The following is a 17810-nucleotide window of genomic DNA, read 5'->3' as shown; positions in this document are numbered from 1 at the left end:
ACCTGCCGCGTCCCGTGGGGACGTCAGCTCACGGCTGACGCGAGCGCACTGCGCGGTCGTCCTCGACGACCGTGCCGATGGCGACGATCGTCGTCGAGATCCACGCCACCCAGGTCAGGGCGAGACGCCAGTCCCTGGGCCCCTGACGGGTGGTCTGCAGAACGCTGTAGCCGCTGATGAGGGAACTCCACACCGCACCGTTGAACATGAACTTGCGCACAGATGCCTCCTGTTGTCGTCGGGTCAACGCTACCGGTGGGTACATTGGAACGCCGCCGGGCGCACAGGCACCTCCGGCTCACCACCGCGAGGAGAACCACCGTGCGCCAAGCCGTCATCGGAGCCGCCCTGCTCGTCGCCGGGGCCGTGTGCGTGGCCCTCGGGCTGCTGCCGCTCACCGACCTCGGGGAGCTCGCCGCCCGGGTCCTGCCCGTCCTCGGGTTCGTCCTCGGGCTCACGATCGTCTCGGAGCTCGCCGCGGACGCCGGCGTGTTCGACCGCCTGGCCGACGTCGCCGCGCGCATCGGCGGCGGCCGGACCATCGGGCTGTGGGGCGCGGTCGTCGTCCTCGCCGTGGTCTGCACCGTGTTCCTGTCCATCGACACCACCGCCGTGCTCCTCACCCCGATCGTCATCGCGCTCGCACGCCGGGTGGGGCTCCCGCCGATGCCGTTCGCGCTGACCACCGTGTGGCTGGCGAACACGGCCTCGCTCCTGCTGCCCGTGTCGAACCTGACGAACCTGCTCGCCGTCGACCGCATCGGGCTCGACGGCCCGCTGCCCTTCGCCGGCCTGATGGTCTGGGCGGCGCTCGCCGGGGTCGTCGTGCCGTGCGCCGTGCTGCTCGTGGTGTTCCGCGGCAAGCTCTTCGGCCGGTACACCCCGGTCGAGGTGCGCCGGCCCGCTGACCCGGTGTTCTTCGGGGCGGCGTCGGCCGTCCTCGTGGCGCTCGTCATCGCCCTGACCGTCGGCGTGACCGTGTGGGTCGCCGCACTGGCCGCGGCGGTCCTGCTCGTCGTGGTCGCCGCCTTCCGGGCGCCGTCCGAGCTGAAGCCCTCGCGGGTGCCGTGGTCGACGCTCGTGTTCGCCGCCGGGCTGTTCGTCGTCGTCGAGACCCTGCACACGACGGGCATCACCGACCCGCTCGTGCAGGCCGTCTCCGGCGGCACCGGCACCGGCTCGCTGCTCCTGCTCGGCGGTGCCGGTGCGGTGTCCGCCAACGTGATCGACAACCTGCCCGCCTACCTGGTGCTCGAGCCCTCGGCGGGGCACGAGGCCCTGCGGTACGCCGCGCTCCTCATCGGCGTGAACGCGGGCTGCCTCATCACTCCGTGGGCCTCGCTGGCGACGCTGCTGTGGCACGCGCGGCTCAGCGCCGAGGGCGTGCACCTGTCGTGGGGGCGCTACATGGCGCTCGGCTGCGTCGTCGCGCCGCTCACGGTCGTCGCCGGGATCCTCGCGCTGCGGCTGTAGCGACGGCGGGGGTGCCCGTGCGCGCGCCTCGGGCTACAGCCAGTCGCGGTGCTTGAACGACCGGTACAGCAGCAGCGACGTCACGATGATGAGCGCCACGGACGCGAACAGCCCGCTCCAGTGGCCCTCGCCGGGGAACGTCACGTTCTGCCCGAAGAACCCGGTGATCGCGGTCGGGATGGCGATGATCGCCGCCCAGCTCGTCACCTTCTTCATCACGGTGTTCTGCCGGTTCGACGCCAGGTTGAGGTTCGTGTCGAGCACGCTGCCCACGGCGTCGCGGAGCTGGTCGACCGAGTCCGCGATGGAGACCAGGTGGTCCTCGACGTCGCGGAAGTACGGGCGGATGCCGTTGACGATGGTCTCCGCGTCCCCGTGCAGGAGCGACGCGACGCTGTCCTTCGTCGGGACGACCTGCCGCCGCAGCACCCCGAGCGCCTTGCGCAACCGGAACGACCGGCGCTGGATCTGCTGCTCACGGGGGTCGCCGTGCTCGAACAGGTCGTCCTCGAGCGCGTCGATGTCCTGCTCGATCTGCTCGACCACGGCGGTGGCGTGGTCGACGACGGCGTCGAGGAGCGCCCACACGAGCCACGGCACCCCGTGCTCGGCCATGTCGGCGTTCGACGCGAGCCGGCGCTCGACCGCGGCGATGTCGACGTCCGCGCCGTGGATCGTCACGAGGGCCCGCTTCGTCACGAAGGCCTTGACCTCGCGCGTGACGAGCTCGCCCTCGGCGTCCCGACCGTGCACGTCGTAGACGACCAGGAACAGGCTGTCGCGGTACCGGTCGAGCTTCGGACGCTGTCCGTGTTCGACGGCGTCCTCGACGGCGAGCGCGTGGATGCCGAGCTCCTCCTCGACCTGGCGGAGGTCGGTCGCCGACGGGTCCGTGTAGTCGATCCAGACGAAGGCGTCCTCGTCGGCGACCAGGTCCGAGACACGGTCGACGGGGAAGTCCCGCTCCGCGTCCGAACCATTCCGCCACGAGCGAGTGCTGACCATGCGCCAGAGCCTAGTGAGCGTCGACTGCGCGTCGGGACCGGGACGACCGGCCCTGTCGCGCAGTCTGCTCAGGTTCCGCTTCCGGGAGCGGGGGACCGGCACGCTGGTAGTTTCGGTGGCGTGTCAGCTCCGCATCCTTCGTCCACCAAGTACTCCTTCGTCGTCGCCAGCAACCGTCTCCCCGTGGACCGCGTCGTCGACGAGGACGGCAACGAGGGCTGGCGGCACTCTCCCGGTGGCCTCGTCACCGCACTCGAGCCGGTCATGCGCGCCAACGACGGCGCCTGGGTCGGCTGGGTCGGCCAGCCCGACGTCGACGTCGACCCCTTCGACAACGAGGGCATCCACATCGTCCCCGTCCCGCTCAGCGCGAGCGACGTGCAGGACTACTACGAGGGCTTCAGCAACGACACCCTCTGGCCGCTCTACCACGACGTCATCGAGCACCCGAGCTACCACCGCGACTGGTGGAACGCGTACAAGAGCGTGAACAAGCGCTTCGCGGAGCAGATCGCCGACATCGTCGAGCAGGACGGCATCGTCTGGGTGCAGGACTACCAGCTGCAGCTCGTGCCGGCGCTGCTGCGGGAGCTCCGTCCCGACGTCACGATCGGGTTCTTCAACCACATCCCGTTCCCGCCCGTCGGCATCTACGCGCAGCTGCCGTGGCGCGCCCAGATCCTCGACGGCCTGCTCGGCGCCGACGTGATCGGGTTCCAGCGCCAGGACGACGCCAGCGACTTCCTCCGAGCGGTCCGCCACATCAAGGGCTACACGACCAAGGGCACGACGATCGACGTCCCCGTGGACGACCCGGCGGCTCCTCGCAGCCGCAAGGGCATCACCGTGCGCCACGTCGAGGCCCGCCACTTCCCGATCTCGATCGACGCCGAGAGCTTCGAGGACATCGCCAGGAAGCCCGAGGTGCAGGAGCGCGCCCGTGAGATCCGCGCCGGACTCGGCAACCCGAAGACCGTGCTGCTCGGGGTCGACCGACTCGACTACACCAAGGGCATCCGGCACCGCATCAAGGCGTTCGGCGAGCTGATCGAGGACGGCCGCATCCGGGTCGAGGACGCCACCCTCGTGCAGGTCGCCAGCCCGAGCCGCGAGCGCGTCGACACGTACCGCACCCTGCGCGACGAGATCGAGCTGAGCGTCGGTCGGATCAACGGCGACCTCGGCACCATCGGCCACCAGCCGATCTCGTACCTGCACCACGGCTACCCCCGCGAGGAGATGGTCGCGCTCTACCTGGCCGCCGACATCATGCTCGTGACCGCGCTCCGGGACGGCATGAACCTCGTCGCCAAGGAGTACGTCGCGACGCGCTTCGACAACGACGGCGTGCTGATCCTCTCGGAGTTCGCCGGTGCCGCCGACGAGCTGAAACAGGCGGTCATCATCAACCCGCACGACATCGGCGCCATGAAGGACGCCGTCGAGCGGGCGATCGAGATGCCCCGCCGCGAGCGCTCCACCCGCATGCGCGCGCTCCGCAAGCGGGTCCGCGACAACGACGTGGCCCGCTGGTCGCGGTCGTTCCTCGAGGCGCTCGACCGGCATGCCCCGCGCAACGCGCGGATCGACGCGTCGGCGACGGAGCCGGCCGACCGCCACCGCGAAGCCCAGACCGACGGCATGTCGATCTTCGACCAGGACGCCCAGAAGGCGCGTGCAGCAGAGGACACCCGGGAGGCCCGTGATGCGTGACGAGACCACTGACACCACCGTCGACGGGTCGGCGCTCACAGCGGCCCTGGCGGGCCTCGGCGACGCTCCGCGTCTCCTGGTCGCCCTGGACTTCGACGGCACCCTGGCGCCGTTCGCCGACGACCCCGGCCACGTCGGGGCCCTGCCCGGCAGCTGGGCCGCCGTGCTCACCCTGCAGCGGGCGAAGGACACCGAGGTGGTGCTCGTCTCCGGTCGGCCGCTCGACAGCCTCGCGGCGGTCACGCAGGCGCCGGCGGACATGGCGCTCGTCGGCTCGCACGGCGTCGAGTGGCGGGTCGACGGTCACGCCGAGGACGCCCTGACCGAGGACGAACAGCAGCGGGTCGCCCGGGTCGGTGCGGCGCTCGACGCGGTCGGCGAGCGGTTCCCGGGTGTCGTCATCGAGCACAAGCCCGCCGGGCACGGGGTCCACACGCGCCGGGTCAGCGCCGAGGTCGCCGCCGAGGTGGACGCGGCGGCGAGTGCGGCTGCGCACGAGGCCGACGCCGACGTGCTCGAGCGCGGCGGCAAGGACATCCTCGAGTTCGCCGTCCGGCACGTCACGAAGGGCGACGCGATCGCCCGGCTCCGCGACCTCCGCGGATCGGACGCCGTCTTCTTCGCCGGCGACGACGTCACCGACGAGGACGCCTTCCGCGTGCTCGGCGACGGCGACGTCGGCGTGAAGGTGGGGGAGGGCGACACGCTCGCCGGTTTCCGCGTCGCCGACCCGGCGGCGCTGACCGATGTCCTGAAGCAGCTCGCCCGCCTGCGTGCGGTGCGCTGACCAGGCCGAGCCGAGCCTCCCGTCCGCCCCGCCCGCCCGCCTTTCCAGCAAGACACCGGTGTTCAGCGACCACGCCGCGTGTCGGCGCGGTTCGAACGCCGGACACCGGTGTTTCGCGAGCTCCCGTCCGCCCGTCGCAACATGCGGATGCATGGACGTGCGCCGCTGGTATCCCAATCCGTCCTAGACTCAGCGCATGCCTGACATCGACGTGAAGCCGCGGAGCCGGGTCGTCACCGACGGGATCGAAGCAACCACCTCGCGTGGCATGCTGCGGGCCGTCGGGATGGGCGACGAGGACTGGGAGAAGCCGCAGATCGGCATCGCCTCGTCCTGGAACGAGATCACCCCGTGCAACCTGTCCCTCGACCGACTCGCCCAGGGCGCCAAGGAAGGCGTCCACGGCGGGGGCGGCTACCCGCTGCAGTTCGGGACCATCTCCGTCTCGGACGGCATCTCCATGGGCCACGAGGGCATGCACTTCTCCCTCGTCTCGCGTGAGGTCATCGCGGACAGCGTCGAGACGGTCGTCAACGCCGAGCGCCTCGACGGCACCGTGCTGCTCGCCGGCTGCGACAAGTCGCTGCCGGGCATGCTCATGGCCGCGGCCCGCCTCGACCTCGCGAGCGTCTTCCTCTACGCCGGCTCGGTCATGCCGGGCTACGTCAAGCAGGCCGACGGCTCGATGAAGGAAGTCACGATCATCGACTCCTTCGAGGGCGTCGGTGCGTGCAAGGCCGGCACCATGAGCGAAGAAGAGCTCAAGAAGATCGAGTGTGCGATCGTCCCGGGCGAAGGCGCCTGCGGCGGGATGTACACGGCCAACACGATGGCGTCCGTCGCCGAGGCCCTCGGGATGTCGCTGCCCGGCTCGGCCGCGCCGCCCAGCGCCGACCGTCGCCGTGACTACTACGCGCACCGTTCCGGCGAGGCCGTCGTGAACATGCTCCGGCTCGGCATCACCGCGCGCCAGATCCTGACGAAGGAGGCGTTCGAGAACGCCATCGCCGTCGCCATGGCCCTCGGAGGCTCGACCAACGTCGTGCTGCACCTGCTCGCGATCGCGCACGAGGCCGAGGTCGAGCTCACCCTCGACGACTTCAACCGCATCGGCTCGAAGGTCCCGCACCTGGCCGACATGAAGCCCTTCGGCAAGTACGTCATGCTCGACGTGGACCGCAACGGCGGCATCCCGGTGATCATGAAGGCGTTGCTCGACGCCGGCCTGCTGCACGGCGAGTGCATGACCGTGACGGGCAAGACCGTCGCGGAGAACCTCGCCGAGATCGACCCGCCGGAGCTCGACGGCAAGGTCTTCCGCACGCTCGACAACCCGATCCACGCCACCGGCGGCCTGACGATCCTGCAGGGCTCGTTCGCTCCCGAGGGTGCGGTCGTGAAGACGGCCGGCTTCGACGCCGAGGTCTTCGAGGGTCCCGCGCGGGTGTTCGACCGCGAACGCTCCGCCATGGACGCCCTGACCGAGGGCCGGATCCACAAGGGCGACGTCGTCGTCATCCGCTACGAGGGCCCGAAGGGCGGCCCCGGCATGCGCGAGATGCTCGCCATCACGGCGGCCATCAAGGGCGCGGGCCTCGGCAAGGATGTACTACTCTTGACCGACGGTCGATTCTCAGGCGGCACAACCGGCCTCTGCATCGGCCACATCGCACCGGAGGCAGTGGACGCAGGTCCCGTCGCCTTCGTGCGCGATGGCGACCGCATCCGTGTCGACATCGCGGCTCGGACGCTCGACCTACTGGTCGACGCCGCCGAGCTGGAGGCCCGCCGTGACGGCTGGGCGCCGCTGCCCCCGCGCTACACCCGCGGAGTCCTCGCGAAGTACGCCAAGCTCGTCCAGTCCGCCGCCACCGGCGCGGTCACGGGCTAGCGTCGACACCCGCATCACCGCCACCTCTCCAGGCAGGAAACCCCACATGCCCACGGAAGCAACACCGCTGTCCGCGGCCACCGGAGCGCGTCGCACGCCGGAGGTCCTCACCGGCTCGGGGGCCGTCCTGCGGTCCCTCGAGCACCTCGGGATCACCGACGTCTTCGGGCTGCCCGGCGGCGCGATCATCCCGTTCTACGACGAGCTCATGGCGTCGGGGACGATCCGCCACATCCTGGTCCGGCACGAGCAGGGCGCCGGGCACGCCGCCGAGGGCTACGCGTCCTCGTCCGGCAAGGTCGGCGTCGCCATCGCCACGTCCGGCCCCGGTGCGACGAACCTCGTCACCGCCATCGCTGACGCCTACATGGACTCGGTGCCGTTCATCGCGATCACCGGTCAGGTGTTCTCGACGCTGATGGGCACCGACGCGTTCCAGGAGGCCGACATCGTCGGCATCACGATGCCGATCACGAAGCACTCGTTCCTGGTGACGAAGCCCGAGGACGTCCCCGCGACGATCGCGGCGGCCTACCAGATCGCCACGACGGGCCGACCCGGCCCGGTGCTCGTCGACATCACCAAGGACGCCCAGCAGAAGTCGGCTCCGTACGTCTGGCCGCCCAAGGTCGACCTGCCCGGCTACCGCCCGGTCACGAAGGCCCACGGCAAGCAGATCACCGCGGCGGCACAGCTGCTCGCGTCGTCCTCCCGCCCGGTGCTCTACGTCGGCGGCGGCGTCATCCGCTCCGGTGCGTCGAAGGAGCTCCTCGCGTTCGCCGAGGCCACCGGTGCCCCCGTCGTCACGACGCTGATGGCGCGCGGCGCCTTCCCGGACTCGCACGCGCAGCACCTCGGCATGCCGGGCATGCACGGCACGGTGCCGGCGGTGCTCGGGCTGCAGGAGAGCGACCTGATCATCGCGCTCGGTGCCCGGTTCGACGACCGCGTCACGGGCAAGGTCGACGACTTCGCCCCGGGTGCCAAGGTCGTCCACGTCGACATCGACCCCGCCGAGATCTCGAAGATCCGGTACGCGGACGTCCCGATCGTCGGGGACGCGAAGGAGGTCCTGGTCGACCTCACCGCGGCGTGGTCCGACGTGCCGGTCGACGACCGTGCATCGACCTCCGACTGGTGGGCACACCTCGAGCAGCTGCGGACCGACTTCCCGCTCGGCTACACCGAACCGACCGACGGGCTCCTCGCCCCGCAGGCGATCATCAAGCGGATCGGCGAGATGACCGGACCCGAGGGCGTCTTCGCCTCCGGGGTCGGCCAGCACCAGATGTGGTCAGCGCAGTTCATCCAGTACGAGCGGCCGAACGCCTGGCTCAACTCCGGCGGTGCCGGCACGATGGGCTACTCGGTGCCGGCCGCGATGGGCGCCAAGGTGGCCCAGCCCGACCGTGTCGTCTGGGCGATCGACGGCGACGGCTGCTTCCAGATGACCAACCAGGAACTCGCGACCTGCGTCATCAACGACATCCCGATCAAGGTCGCGATCATCAACAACTCGTCGCTCGGCATGGTGCGGCAGTGGCAGACGCTGTTCTACGACGGACGCCACTCGTTCACCGACCTGCAGACGGGCCACGGCACCAAGCGGATCCCCGACTTCGTGAAGCTCGCCGACGCGTACGGTGCCCTCGGCATCCGCGTCGAGAAGGCCGACGAGGTCGACGCCGCCATCCAGCTCGCGCTCGACACGAACGACCGCCCGGTCGTCATCGACTTCGTCGTCAGCCGCGACTCCATGGTGTGGCCGATGGTCCCGCAGGGGACCGGCAACTCCTCCATCGAGTACGCCCGCGAACTCGCGCCCACCTGGGACGACGAGGACGCCGACATGACGGGAGAACCCGCATGAGCCACGTCCTGTCCCTCCTGGTGGAGGACAAGCCCGGCCTGCTGACGCGCGTCGCCGGGCTGTTCGCCCGACGGGGCTTCAACATCGAGTCCCTCGCCGTGGGCAACACCGAGGTGGAGGGCCTGTCCCGCATCACGGTCGTCGTCGACGTCGAGGACCTGCCGCTCGAACAGGTGACCAAGCAGCTCAACAAGCTCGTCAACGTCATCAAGATCGTCGAACTCGACTTCCCACAGTCGGTCCAGCGCGAGCACATGCTCGTGAAGGTCCGTGTCGACAACCAGACGCGCTCGGCCGTGCTCGAAGCAGTGACCCTGTTCCGTGCCCAGGTCGTCGACGTCGCGAACGACTCGCTCATCGTCGAGGTGACCGGTGACCCCGGCAAGATCCAGGCGATCCTCCGCGTGCTCGAGCCCTACGGCATCAAGGAGCTCGCCCGCGCGGGTCTCCTCGGCATGGGCCGCGGACCGAAGAGCATCACCGACCGGGTGCGCTGAGCACCGCCACGTACCCGCACGAACACCGACCCAGGAGAACCACACCGTGACTGACATCGTGTACGACGCCGACGCCGACCTGACGCTCATCCAGGGCAAGAAGGTCGCGGTCATCGGCTACGGCTCGCAGGGCCACGCCCACGCCCTCAACCTCCGCGACTCCGGCGTCGAGGTGAAGATCGGTCTGCAGGAGGGCTCCAAGAGCCGCCAGAAGGCCGAGGAGGCCGGCTTCGAGGTGCACACGCCCGCCGAGGCCACCAAGTGGGCCGACGTCATCGTGATCCTCGCGCCCGACCAGGTCCAGCGCATCGTCTACAAGGACGACATCGAGCCGAACCTGCAGCCGGGCGCCACGCTCGTCTTCGGCCACGGCTTCAACATCCGCTACGGCTACATCGAGGCGCCCGCCGGCGTCGACGTCACCCTCGTCGCCCCGAAGGGCCCGGGTCACACCGTGCGCCGTGAGTACGAGGCCGGCCGCGGCGTCCCCGTGATCGTCGCCGTCGAGGTCGACTCGTCCGGCAGCGCCTGGGACCTCGCCTGGTCCTACGCGAAGGCCATCGGCGGCCTGCGCTCCGGCGGCATCAAGACGACCTTCACCGAGGAGACCGAGACCGACCTGTTCGGCGAGCAGGCCGTCCTCTGCGGTGGCACGTCGCAGCTCATCCAGTACGGCTTCGAGACCCTGGTCGAGGCGGGCTACCAGCCGCAGATCGCGTACTTCGAGGTCCTGCACGAGCTCAAGCTCATCGTCGACCTGATCTGGGAGGGCGGCCTCACCAAGCAGCGCTGGTCGATCTCCGACACGGCCGAGTTCGGTGACTACGTCTCCGGTCCCCGCGTGATCTCGCCCGAGGTCAAGGAGAACATGAAGGCGGTGCTCGCGGACATCCAGAACGGTGCCTTCGCGAAGCGCTTCATCGACGACCAGGACGCCGGCGCACCGGAGTTCAAGGCCCTGCGCGAGAAGGGCGAGGGCCACCCGATCGAGGCCACCGGCCGCGAGCTCCGCAAGCTGTTCGCATGGAAGCAGTCGGACTCCGACTACGTCGACGGTTCGGCCGCGCGGTAGTCTTCCCGAGAACCACTCGACGACGAGGCGGCGGTGTGCACCCGTGCACCGCCGCCTCTCGATGTGACCCGAACGACATGAAGCCCTTCTCCACCACCCCCGGCGCCACGCACAGGCGTCCCTCCGCCCCTGCCCAGGGCGTCGAGCACCGCCGCTCCTCCTCGCTGGGCGGTCCCCGCGCCACGTGGCAGGACCGGCCCGACCAGCATGGGATGATCGTTCGATGGCGGTGACGAAGCGAGCGGTCCACATCGGCGCCGGCAAGATCGGGCGCGGGTTCGTGGGCCAGTTCCTCGTGGCGAGCGGCTACGAACTCACCTTCGTCGACGTCGACGAACGTGTGGTCTCCGCACTCAACGAAGCCGGCCGCTTCGTCGTCCACGAGGTGGGCGAAGCCCCCGTCGAGCACGTCGTGCACGGCTTCCGGGCACTCAGCAGCAAGTCCGACCGCGCCCGGGTCGTCCAGGCGATCGCCGAGGCGGACGTCGTCACCACCGCCGTCGGCGCCCGCACGCTGCCGCTCGTCGCACCGATCATCGCCGAGGGCCTCGCGGCACGGCCGGCCGAGGCCGGCGTCGTCACGATCGTGGCGTGCGAGAACGCCTACAACGCCACCGACTCGCTGCACGCCAGCATCCGTCGCGCCCCGGTGCTCGAGGACCGGGTCGTCGCCGCGGTCTTCGCCAACTGCGCGATCGACCGGATCGTCCCCGACCAGTCCGGCGTCCTCGGTCAGCTCGGCGGCCTGGACGTCGTGCTCGAGCCCTTCTACGAGTGGGTCATCGAACGCACACCGTTCGCCGGCACCGACGCCGAACCGCCCGCGATCGACGGCGTCACCTGGGTCGACGACCTGCAGCCGTTCGTCGAGCGGAAGCTCTACACGGTCAACACCGCCCACGCCACGGCCGCCTACCACGGCTACGTCCGGGGGATCCGGCTCATCCGCGAAGCCCTCGAGGACCCCACGGTGCGCGCGGCGGTGGACGGCGTCCTCGCGGAGACCACCGAGCTGCTCGTCGCCAAGCACGGCTTCGACCGCGCGGACCACGCCCGCTACGTCGCCGCGAACCTGTCCAGGATCGCGAACCCGCACCTGCCGGACACCACCGCGCGCGTCGGGCGGAACCCGCTCCGCAAGCTCGGTCGCCGCGAACGGTTCATCGGTCCGGCCGCGCAGCTCGCCGAGCGCGGGATGCCCGTCGAGCACCTGGTCGGCGCGGTCCGCGTGGCGCTCGCCTTCGACGACCAGGACGACCCCGAGTCGATCGAGCTGCACGCCCTGCTCCGCTCCGGTGCGACGGCGCACGCCCTCACCGAGATCCTCACCGGACTGATGGAGAGCCACCCGCTGTTCCCGGCGGTGCGCGACGTGGTCGCCGAGGTCCTGCAGACCGAGGCAGCGGACGTCTGACCCGTCCACAGGACGCCCCGCACGGTCCACGGCTGTCCGCGGCCTCTCGTAGGATCGAGGGCATGACCCCGGCACCTCCCGCACACGACGGCGCCGCCGCGTCCCCGCCGGACCCGGCCGTCGACCACGACGACGACGACGCGCTCTCCTGGGGAGACGCCGCCGACGCCACCCACGTCGACGCCGCGCACAACCCGGTGCGTGTCCGCGCGCGTCGGGAGTCCGACGTGGAGCAGCCACTCGGGTCCGGGGCCCTCGTCGGCATGGGCGTCTTCGGTGGTGTCTACCTGCTCTACACGGTCGCCTGGCTCGTCAGCGCCAGCCTGCTGACCATCACCGGCACGGGTGTCGCCGGCATCGTGTCCGAGGTCATGCGCGTCCTCGCGATCATGGCGCCGGCGTTCTGGTTCGCCGCCACCCTCTGGCTCGGGCAGGGCAGCCGCAACCGCACCCGGTTCACCTGGCTGCTCATCGGGGCGCTCGTCCTCATCCCGTGGCCCTTCATCATGACCAGGAGCTTCGGGTGACCGCCGCGGACACCGACCGGCGCCGCGTCGTCGCCACCCCCGGCAAGGTCGTGGTCTGGGTCGTCGCCGCCCTGTGCCTGGCGTACGTGACGTGGCAGGCCGTCGGCAACTTCGTCGGGGTGTCCAAGTCCGTCGCGGACTTCAACGCCTTCGTCCACAAGAACGGCGGCACCGGCCTCGAGACCTCCACGCCGTGGGTCGCGCTCGTCATCGACGTCGCCATCGCGCCGGTCGCGTTCGTCGCCGCCTGGGTCGTCTCCCGTCGGATGGACGTCGTCCGCACGGTCGTGGTCTTCGTCGCCGCGCTCTGCGCGGTGTCCGCGCTCTGGTTCACCCTGCTGCAGTACGTCGGCAGCACGCTCCGCATCGGGTCCTGACCCGACCGGTCGACGGACACGAGGCCCGTGGCGGCGCCGCCATGGGCCTCCCGTTTCGTCATGCGGTTCTCCACAGGCCCCCACCCACGGTCGTAACGCGCCCGTCGGCGTCGATACGATGGGCGGACACCGCCCGTCTCGTGTGAGGAAACAGCTGTGCCGAAGCCGGTCGTCCTGATCGCCGAAGAACTCTCGCCCGCCACAGTCGACGCCCTCGGGCCCGACTTCGAGATCCGGAACGTGGACGGCACCGACCGTGCCGCACTCCTGGCCTCCCTCGCCGACGCGCACGCCGTCCTGGTGCGTTCAGCCACCAAGGTCGACGCCGAGGCCATCGCCGCGGCACCGAACCTCAAGGTCGTCGCCCGCGCCGGCGTCGGCCTCGACAACGTCGACATCAAGGCGGCCACCACCGCCGGTGTGATGGTCGTGAACGCCCCGACGTCGAACATCATCTCGGCGGCCGAGCTCACGGTCGGCCACATCCTCTCGCTCGCGCGCCACATCCCGGCAGCGCACGCGTCGCTGGCGGCGGGCGCGTGGAAGCGGTCCGCGTACACCGGCGTCGAGCTCTACGAGAAGACCGTCGGCATCATCGGCCTCGGTCGCATCGGTGCCCTCATCACGCAGCGGCTGCAGGCCTTCGGCGTCTCGGTCATCGCGTACGACCCCTACGTCACCACGGCCCGCGCCCAGCAGCTCGGCGTCGAGCTCGTCTCGCTCGACGACCTCCTCCGCCGTGCCGACTTCGTCACGATCCACATGCCGAAGACCCCCGAGACCCTCGGGATGATCTCCGACGACCAGTTCGCGGTCATGAAGCCGACCGCGTTCGTCGTGAACGTCGCCCGCGGCGGCCTGATCGACGAGGACGCCCTGCACCGGGCACTGACCGCGGGGCAGATCGCCGGCGCCGGCCTCGACGTCTTCGTCACCGAGCCCCCGACCGACTCGCCGCTGCTCGCACTGCCGAACGTCGTCGTCACGCCGCACCTCGGCGCCTCGACCGACGAAGCCCAGGAGAAGGCGGGCGTCTCGGTCGCCCGGTCCGTGCGGCTGGCCCTCGGCGGGGAGCTCGTCCCCGACGCCGTCAACGTCGCCGGTGGCGTCATCGACCCCTACGTCCGCCCGGGGATCCCCCTGGTCGAGAAGCTCGGGCAGGTCTTCACCGCGCTCGCCACGTCGCCGGTCACCAGCATCGACGTCGAGGTCCACGGCGAGCTCGCCGGCTTCGACGTCAGCGTGCTGAAGCTCGCGGCGCTGAAGGGCGTCTTCACCGACGTCGTGAGCGACCAGGTCTCCTACGTCAACGCCCCGCTGATCGCGGAGCAGCGCGGGGTCTCCGTCCGGCTCATCACGGACACCGACAGCACCGAGTACCGCAACGTGCTGACGATCCGCGGTGCCCAGTCCGACGGGCCCGCGATCAGCGTCTCGGGCACCCTGACCGGGCCGAAGCAGGTCGAGAAGCTCGTCGAGATCAACGGCTACGACGTCGAGGTCGCGCTCGACAAGCACCACGTCGTCATGGACTACACCGACCGCCCGGGCATCGTCGCGGTCTACGGCAAGGAGTTCGGCGAGGCCGGCATCAACATCGCCGCCATGCAGATCGCGCGCCAGGCCGCCGGCGGACAGGCCCTGAGCGTCCTGACCGTGGACTCGCCCGTGCCCGCGGAGATCCTCGAGCACGTCCGTTCGACGATCGACGCCTCCTCGCTCCGCGAGATCGACATCACGCTCTAGGAGCCGGCATGACGCAGACACTCCAGCTCGCGGTCATCCGCGGCGACGGCATCGGTCCCGAGGTCGTGGACCAGGCCCTCCGGGTCCTGCACGCCGTCGCCCCGGACGACCTGGTCATCCAGGAGACCCCCTTCGCCCTCGGTGCGACCCGCTACCTCGAGACCGGCGAGATCCTGACGCAGGACGACCTCGACGCCCTGGCCACGCATGACGCGATCCTGCTCGGCGCCGTCGGCGGGGACCCGCGCGACCCCCGGCTCGCCGGCGGGATCATCGAGCGCGGGTTGCTGCTGCGGCTCCGCTTCGCGTTCGACCACTACGTCAACCTGCGTCCGACCAAGGTCCACGACTCCGTGGCCTCGCCGCTCGCGGCGCCCGGCACCGTCGACTTCGTGGTGGTGCGCGAGGGCACCGAGGGGCCCTACGTCGGCAACGGGGGAGCGATCCGCGTCGGCACGCCGCACGAGATCGCGACCGAGGTCTCGCTGAACACCGCGCACGGGGTCGAGCGCACCGTCCGCTACGCGTTCGACCTCGCCAGCCGGCGCGAGCGCAAGCACCTGACGCTCGTGCACAAGACCAACGTGCTGGTGCACGCCGGGTCCCTCTGGCAGCGCACCGTCGACGCCGTGGCGCAGGAGCACCCCGACGTCACCGTCGACTACCAGCACGTGGACGCCGTCACGATCCACATGGTGCGCGACCCCGGTCGCTTCGACGTCATCGTCACCGACAACCTGTTCGGCGACATCATCACCGACCTGGCCGGCGCGATCAGCGGCGGCATCGGGCTGGCGGCCTCGGGCAACATCAACCCGGACGGCACCTTCCCCAGCATGTTCGAGCCGGTGCACGGGTCCGCGCCGGACATCGCGGGTCAGCAGAAGGCCGACCCCACGGCCGCCGTCCTCTCCGTCGCCCTGCTGCTCGACCACATCGGTCGCGCGGACCTGGCAGCGATCGTGACGGCTGCGGTGGAGGCCGACCTGGCCGACCGGGGCACATCCGAGCGGAGCACGACCGAGATCGGCGACGCCGTCGTCAGCGCGGTCACCGCACGCACCAGAACCGCCTGAGAAGGAGCCACACCGATGAGCAGCGACACCGGCAGCGACGACTCGGTCTTCGGACTCGAGTTCTCCACCACCCCGTCGGCGAAGCGTCGTGCAGAGGCCGAACGCGAGGGCATCCTCGCGGACCCCGGGTTCGGCAAGCACTTCACCGACCACATGGCCACCATCGAGTGGACGGTCGACGACGGTTGGCACGACGCCTCCATCCACCCGTACGGACCGCTGTCGCTCGACCCGAGCGCCAGCGTCCTGCACTACGCGCAGGAGATCTTCGAGGGGCTCAAGGCCTACCGGCACCCCGACGGGTCCGTGTGGACGTTCCGCCCGGACGCGAACGCCCGACGCTTCCAGCGCTCGGCCCGGCGCCTGGCGCTGCCGGAGCTCCCGGTCGAGGCCTTCGTGGAGTCGATCCGGCAGCTCGTCAAGACCGACGTGGACTGGGTGCCGTCGGCTCCGGAGACCAGCCTGTACCTGCGGCCGTTCATGATCGCGACGGAGTCCTTCCTCGGGGTCCGCGCTGCCCAGGCCGTGGCGTACCACTGCATCGCCAGCCCGGCGGGTGCGTACTTCACCTCGGGCCCGAAGCCCGTGTCGATCTGGCTCTCCACGAACTACGCCCGCGCCGGCCGCGGCGGCACGGGTGCGGCGAAGACGGGTGGCAACTACGCCGCGTCCCTGCTCCCGCAGCAAGAGGCCTACGAGCACGGTTGCCAGCAGGTGATGTTCCTCGACTCCGAAGAGGGGCGCTACCTCGAGGAGCTCGGCGGCATGAACGTCGTGCTCGTCAAGGCCGACGGCACCCTGGTGACGCCCGACTCGCCCTCGATCCTCGAGGGCATCACGCGCGACTCGATCCTGCAGCTGGCAGAGGACCGCGGTCTGCGGGTGGAACGTCGACGGGTGACGCTCGACGAGTGGCGCGACGGCGTGACGGACGGCTCGATCACCGAGGCCTTCGCGTGCGGCACTGCCGCGGTGGTGACCCCGATCGCCGAGCTCCGCGGCGAGGGCTTCACGATCGGTTCGCCGACCGTGGGGGCCGGCGAACTCACCATGTCCCTCCGCGAGGAACTGACCGACATCCAGTCCGGCCGTCGTCCCGACCCGCACGGGTGGATGACCAAGCTGACCGACGCGTCCTGATCGCGGCACGGACGTCGGTAGGGTCGAAGCGTGAAGATCGCACGGTTCAGCAGCAAGGGTGAAGACCCCCGGTACGGCATCCTCGACGAGCGCGCTCTGGTGGTGCTCGCGGGGGACCCGATGTACCAGGGGTTCGAGACGACGGGGGAGCGGGTGCCACTGTCGGACGTCAAGCTCCTCGCCCCGGTGATCCCACGGTCGAAGGTCATCGGCGTCGGGCTCAACTACGCCGAGCACGAAGCCGAGATGGACGACGTGTCAGGTGACGACCCCGTGGTGTTCCTCAAGCCGAACACCTCGGTGATCGGCCCGGACGAACCGATCCGCCTGCCCGAGGGCATCGGTCGCGTCGACCACGAGGGCGAGCTCGCCATCGTGATCGGCTCCCTCGCGAAGAACGTCAAGCGCGAGGACTTCGCCAGCGTGATCCTCGGGTACACGATCGCGAACGACGTCACCGCCCGAGACCTGCAGGCGCGCGATGGTCAGTGGGCCCGCGCGAAGGGCTTCGACACGTTCTGCCCGCTCGGACCAGTCATCGAGACCGAACTCGACCCGTCGGACGTCCGACTCGAGACCCGCGTCGACGGTGACCTGCGGCAGGTGGCCTCGACGAGCGAGATGGTCCACGACATCCCGTCGCTCATCGAGTTCGTGTCGGCGATCTGGACGCTGCTGCCCGGCGACGTGATCCTGACCGGCACGCCCGCGGGTGTCGGCGAGATCCAGGACGGCGAAGTCGTCGAGGTCACCATCTCCGGGATCGGCACGCTGAAGAACCCGGTCATCGCACGCCGCTGAACGACCCCGACCGCATGGTCTCGAGGGCCCGACGTCCACCCGGATGTCGGGCCTTCGGTCGTCCCCGGGGCGCGATCCGCGTCGTTCCGGGCGACACGCCGTCGTGCGGGCTCGGTTTGCCCAATCGGCGGATCGTCCGTAATGTTCTTACTCGTCACCCCAAAGGTGCGGCGGGAACGCCGAGACGGTCACCGGAGCGAGAGCCCCGGGAGACGCAGTCCGGATCACGTCGGCCTCAAGCGGGACCACCCACTCCAATGAAGCCGGTCATCATGACCGCCACTGAAGTAGTGGTACAGTACCGAAGTTGCCTGGACGGGCATCCTGCAAAGGGAAGAAGTCCGGTGCGTCTGGTCCTTGAGAACTCAACAGCGTGCACATTGTCAATGCCAATTTATTGACCTCGTCGCCGAGCTTGCTC

The 17810-nt window shown here is 70.2% G+C and carries 16 protein-coding genes; 14 read left to right on the top strand and 2 right to left on the bottom strand.

Features of this window, described 5'->3' with window-relative positions; all coding sequences use genetic code 11:
- Nucleotides 1-28 precede the first annotated feature (28 nt).
- Nucleotides 29-220, bottom strand: coding sequence for a hypothetical protein (locus ITJ68_RS13640; protein WP_071271369.1), 192 nt, complete (start codon nucleotides 218-220; stop codon nucleotides 29-31).
- Between the two features lie 101 nt (nucleotides 221-321).
- Here ITJ68_RS13640 and ITJ68_RS13635 point away from each other — a divergent pair, with 101 nt between their 5' ends.
- Entirely contained in the window at nucleotides 322-1473 is a 1152-nt protein-coding gene (locus ITJ68_RS13635; RefSeq protein ID WP_194661893.1) for an SLC13 family permease, read from the top strand.
- A gap of 33 nt (nucleotides 1474-1506) precedes the next feature.
- Here ITJ68_RS13635 and ITJ68_RS13630 read toward each other — a convergent pair whose 3' ends face one another.
- The gene (locus tag ITJ68_RS13630) at nucleotides 1507-2478 is read right to left on the bottom strand and encodes a magnesium transporter CorA family protein (protein ID WP_194661892.1); all 972 of its coding nucleotides are present in this window, start codon (nucleotides 2476-2478) and stop codon (nucleotides 1507-1509) included.
- Between the two features lie 120 nt (nucleotides 2479-2598).
- Between ITJ68_RS13630 and otsA the strand changes: the two genes are divergently transcribed.
- From otsA to ITJ68_RS13565, 13 genes are all read left to right on the top strand, one after another.
- Nucleotides 2599-4191, top strand: a complete 1593-nt coding sequence (otsA, locus tag ITJ68_RS13625; protein ID WP_194661891.1) for an alpha,alpha-trehalose-phosphate synthase (UDP-forming) — start codon at nucleotides 2599-2601, stop codon at nucleotides 4189-4191.
- Nucleotides 4184-4978, top strand: a complete 795-nt coding sequence (otsB, locus tag ITJ68_RS13620; RefSeq protein WP_194661890.1) for a trehalose-phosphatase — start codon at nucleotides 4184-4186, stop codon at nucleotides 4976-4978. Before otsA ends, otsB begins: the two co-directional genes overlap by 8 nt.
- 196 nt (nucleotides 4979-5174) lie before the next feature.
- On the top strand, nucleotides 5175-6869 hold the full coding sequence (ilvD, locus tag ITJ68_RS13615; protein WP_194661880.1) for a dihydroxy-acid dehydratase: 1695 nt from the start codon (nucleotides 5175-5177) through the stop codon (nucleotides 6867-6869).
- 46 nt (nucleotides 6870-6915) lie between these two features.
- The gene (locus tag ITJ68_RS13610; protein WP_194661878.1) at nucleotides 6916-8739 is read left to right on the top strand and encodes an acetolactate synthase large subunit; all 1824 of its coding nucleotides are present in this window, start codon (nucleotides 6916-6918) and stop codon (nucleotides 8737-8739) included.
- Complete coding sequence (gene ilvN, locus ITJ68_RS13605) at nucleotides 8736-9236, top strand: acetolactate synthase small subunit (protein ID WP_071271345.1); 501 nt, start codon at nucleotides 8736-8738, stop codon at nucleotides 9234-9236. The genes ITJ68_RS13610 and ilvN overlap by 4 nt, the downstream gene beginning before the upstream one ends.
- Nucleotides 9237-9282: 46 nt before the next feature.
- Nucleotides 9283-10308 (top strand): ketol-acid reductoisomerase, encoded by a 1026-nt coding sequence (ilvC, locus tag ITJ68_RS13600; RefSeq protein WP_071271342.1) that lies wholly within the window; start codon nucleotides 9283-9285, stop codon nucleotides 10306-10308.
- A 223-nt stretch (nucleotides 10309-10531) separates the two neighbouring features.
- Entirely contained in the window at nucleotides 10532-11722 is a 1191-nt protein-coding gene (locus ITJ68_RS13595) for a mannitol-1-phosphate 5-dehydrogenase (RefSeq protein WP_194661876.1), read from the top strand.
- Nucleotides 11723-11784: 62 nt separating this feature from the next.
- Nucleotides 11785-12249, top strand: coding sequence for a hypothetical protein (locus ITJ68_RS13590; RefSeq protein ID WP_194661874.1), 465 nt, complete (start codon nucleotides 11785-11787; stop codon nucleotides 12247-12249).
- Complete coding sequence (locus ITJ68_RS13585; RefSeq protein ID WP_194661872.1) at nucleotides 12246-12626, top strand: hypothetical protein; 381 nt, start codon at nucleotides 12246-12248, stop codon at nucleotides 12624-12626. Before ITJ68_RS13590 ends, ITJ68_RS13585 begins: the two co-directional genes overlap by 4 nt.
- A 156-nt stretch (nucleotides 12627-12782) precedes the next feature.
- Nucleotides 12783-14372: a phosphoglycerate dehydrogenase gene (gene serA / locus ITJ68_RS13580; protein WP_194661869.1), complete on the top strand. Its 1590-nt coding sequence runs from the start codon at nucleotides 12783-12785 to the stop codon at nucleotides 14370-14372.
- An 8-nt stretch (nucleotides 14373-14380) separates the two neighbouring features.
- The gene (locus ITJ68_RS13575) at nucleotides 14381-15448 is read left to right on the top strand and encodes a 3-isopropylmalate dehydrogenase (protein WP_194661867.1); all 1068 of its coding nucleotides are present in this window, start codon (nucleotides 14381-14383) and stop codon (nucleotides 15446-15448) included.
- A gap of 15 nt (nucleotides 15449-15463) precedes the next feature.
- A complete protein-coding gene (locus ITJ68_RS13570; protein ID WP_194661865.1) occupies nucleotides 15464-16588 on the top strand; it encodes a branched-chain amino acid aminotransferase in 1125 nt (374 codons plus the stop codon).
- 30 nt (nucleotides 16589-16618) lie between these two features.
- Nucleotides 16619-17389, top strand: coding sequence for a fumarylacetoacetate hydrolase family protein (locus tag ITJ68_RS13565; RefSeq protein WP_194661863.1), 771 nt, complete (start codon nucleotides 16619-16621; stop codon nucleotides 17387-17389).
- Nucleotides 17390-17810: the final 421 nt, after the last annotated feature.

Origin of the sequence: Curtobacterium sp. VKM Ac-1395, assembly GCF_015350975.1 — a bacterium.
Classification (GTDB): Bacteria; Actinomycetota; Actinomycetes; order Actinomycetales; family Microbacteriaceae; genus Curtobacterium.
The sequence above is the reverse complement of the archived record's forward strand: the minus strand, read 5'-3'. Positions and strand labels throughout refer to the sequence as shown.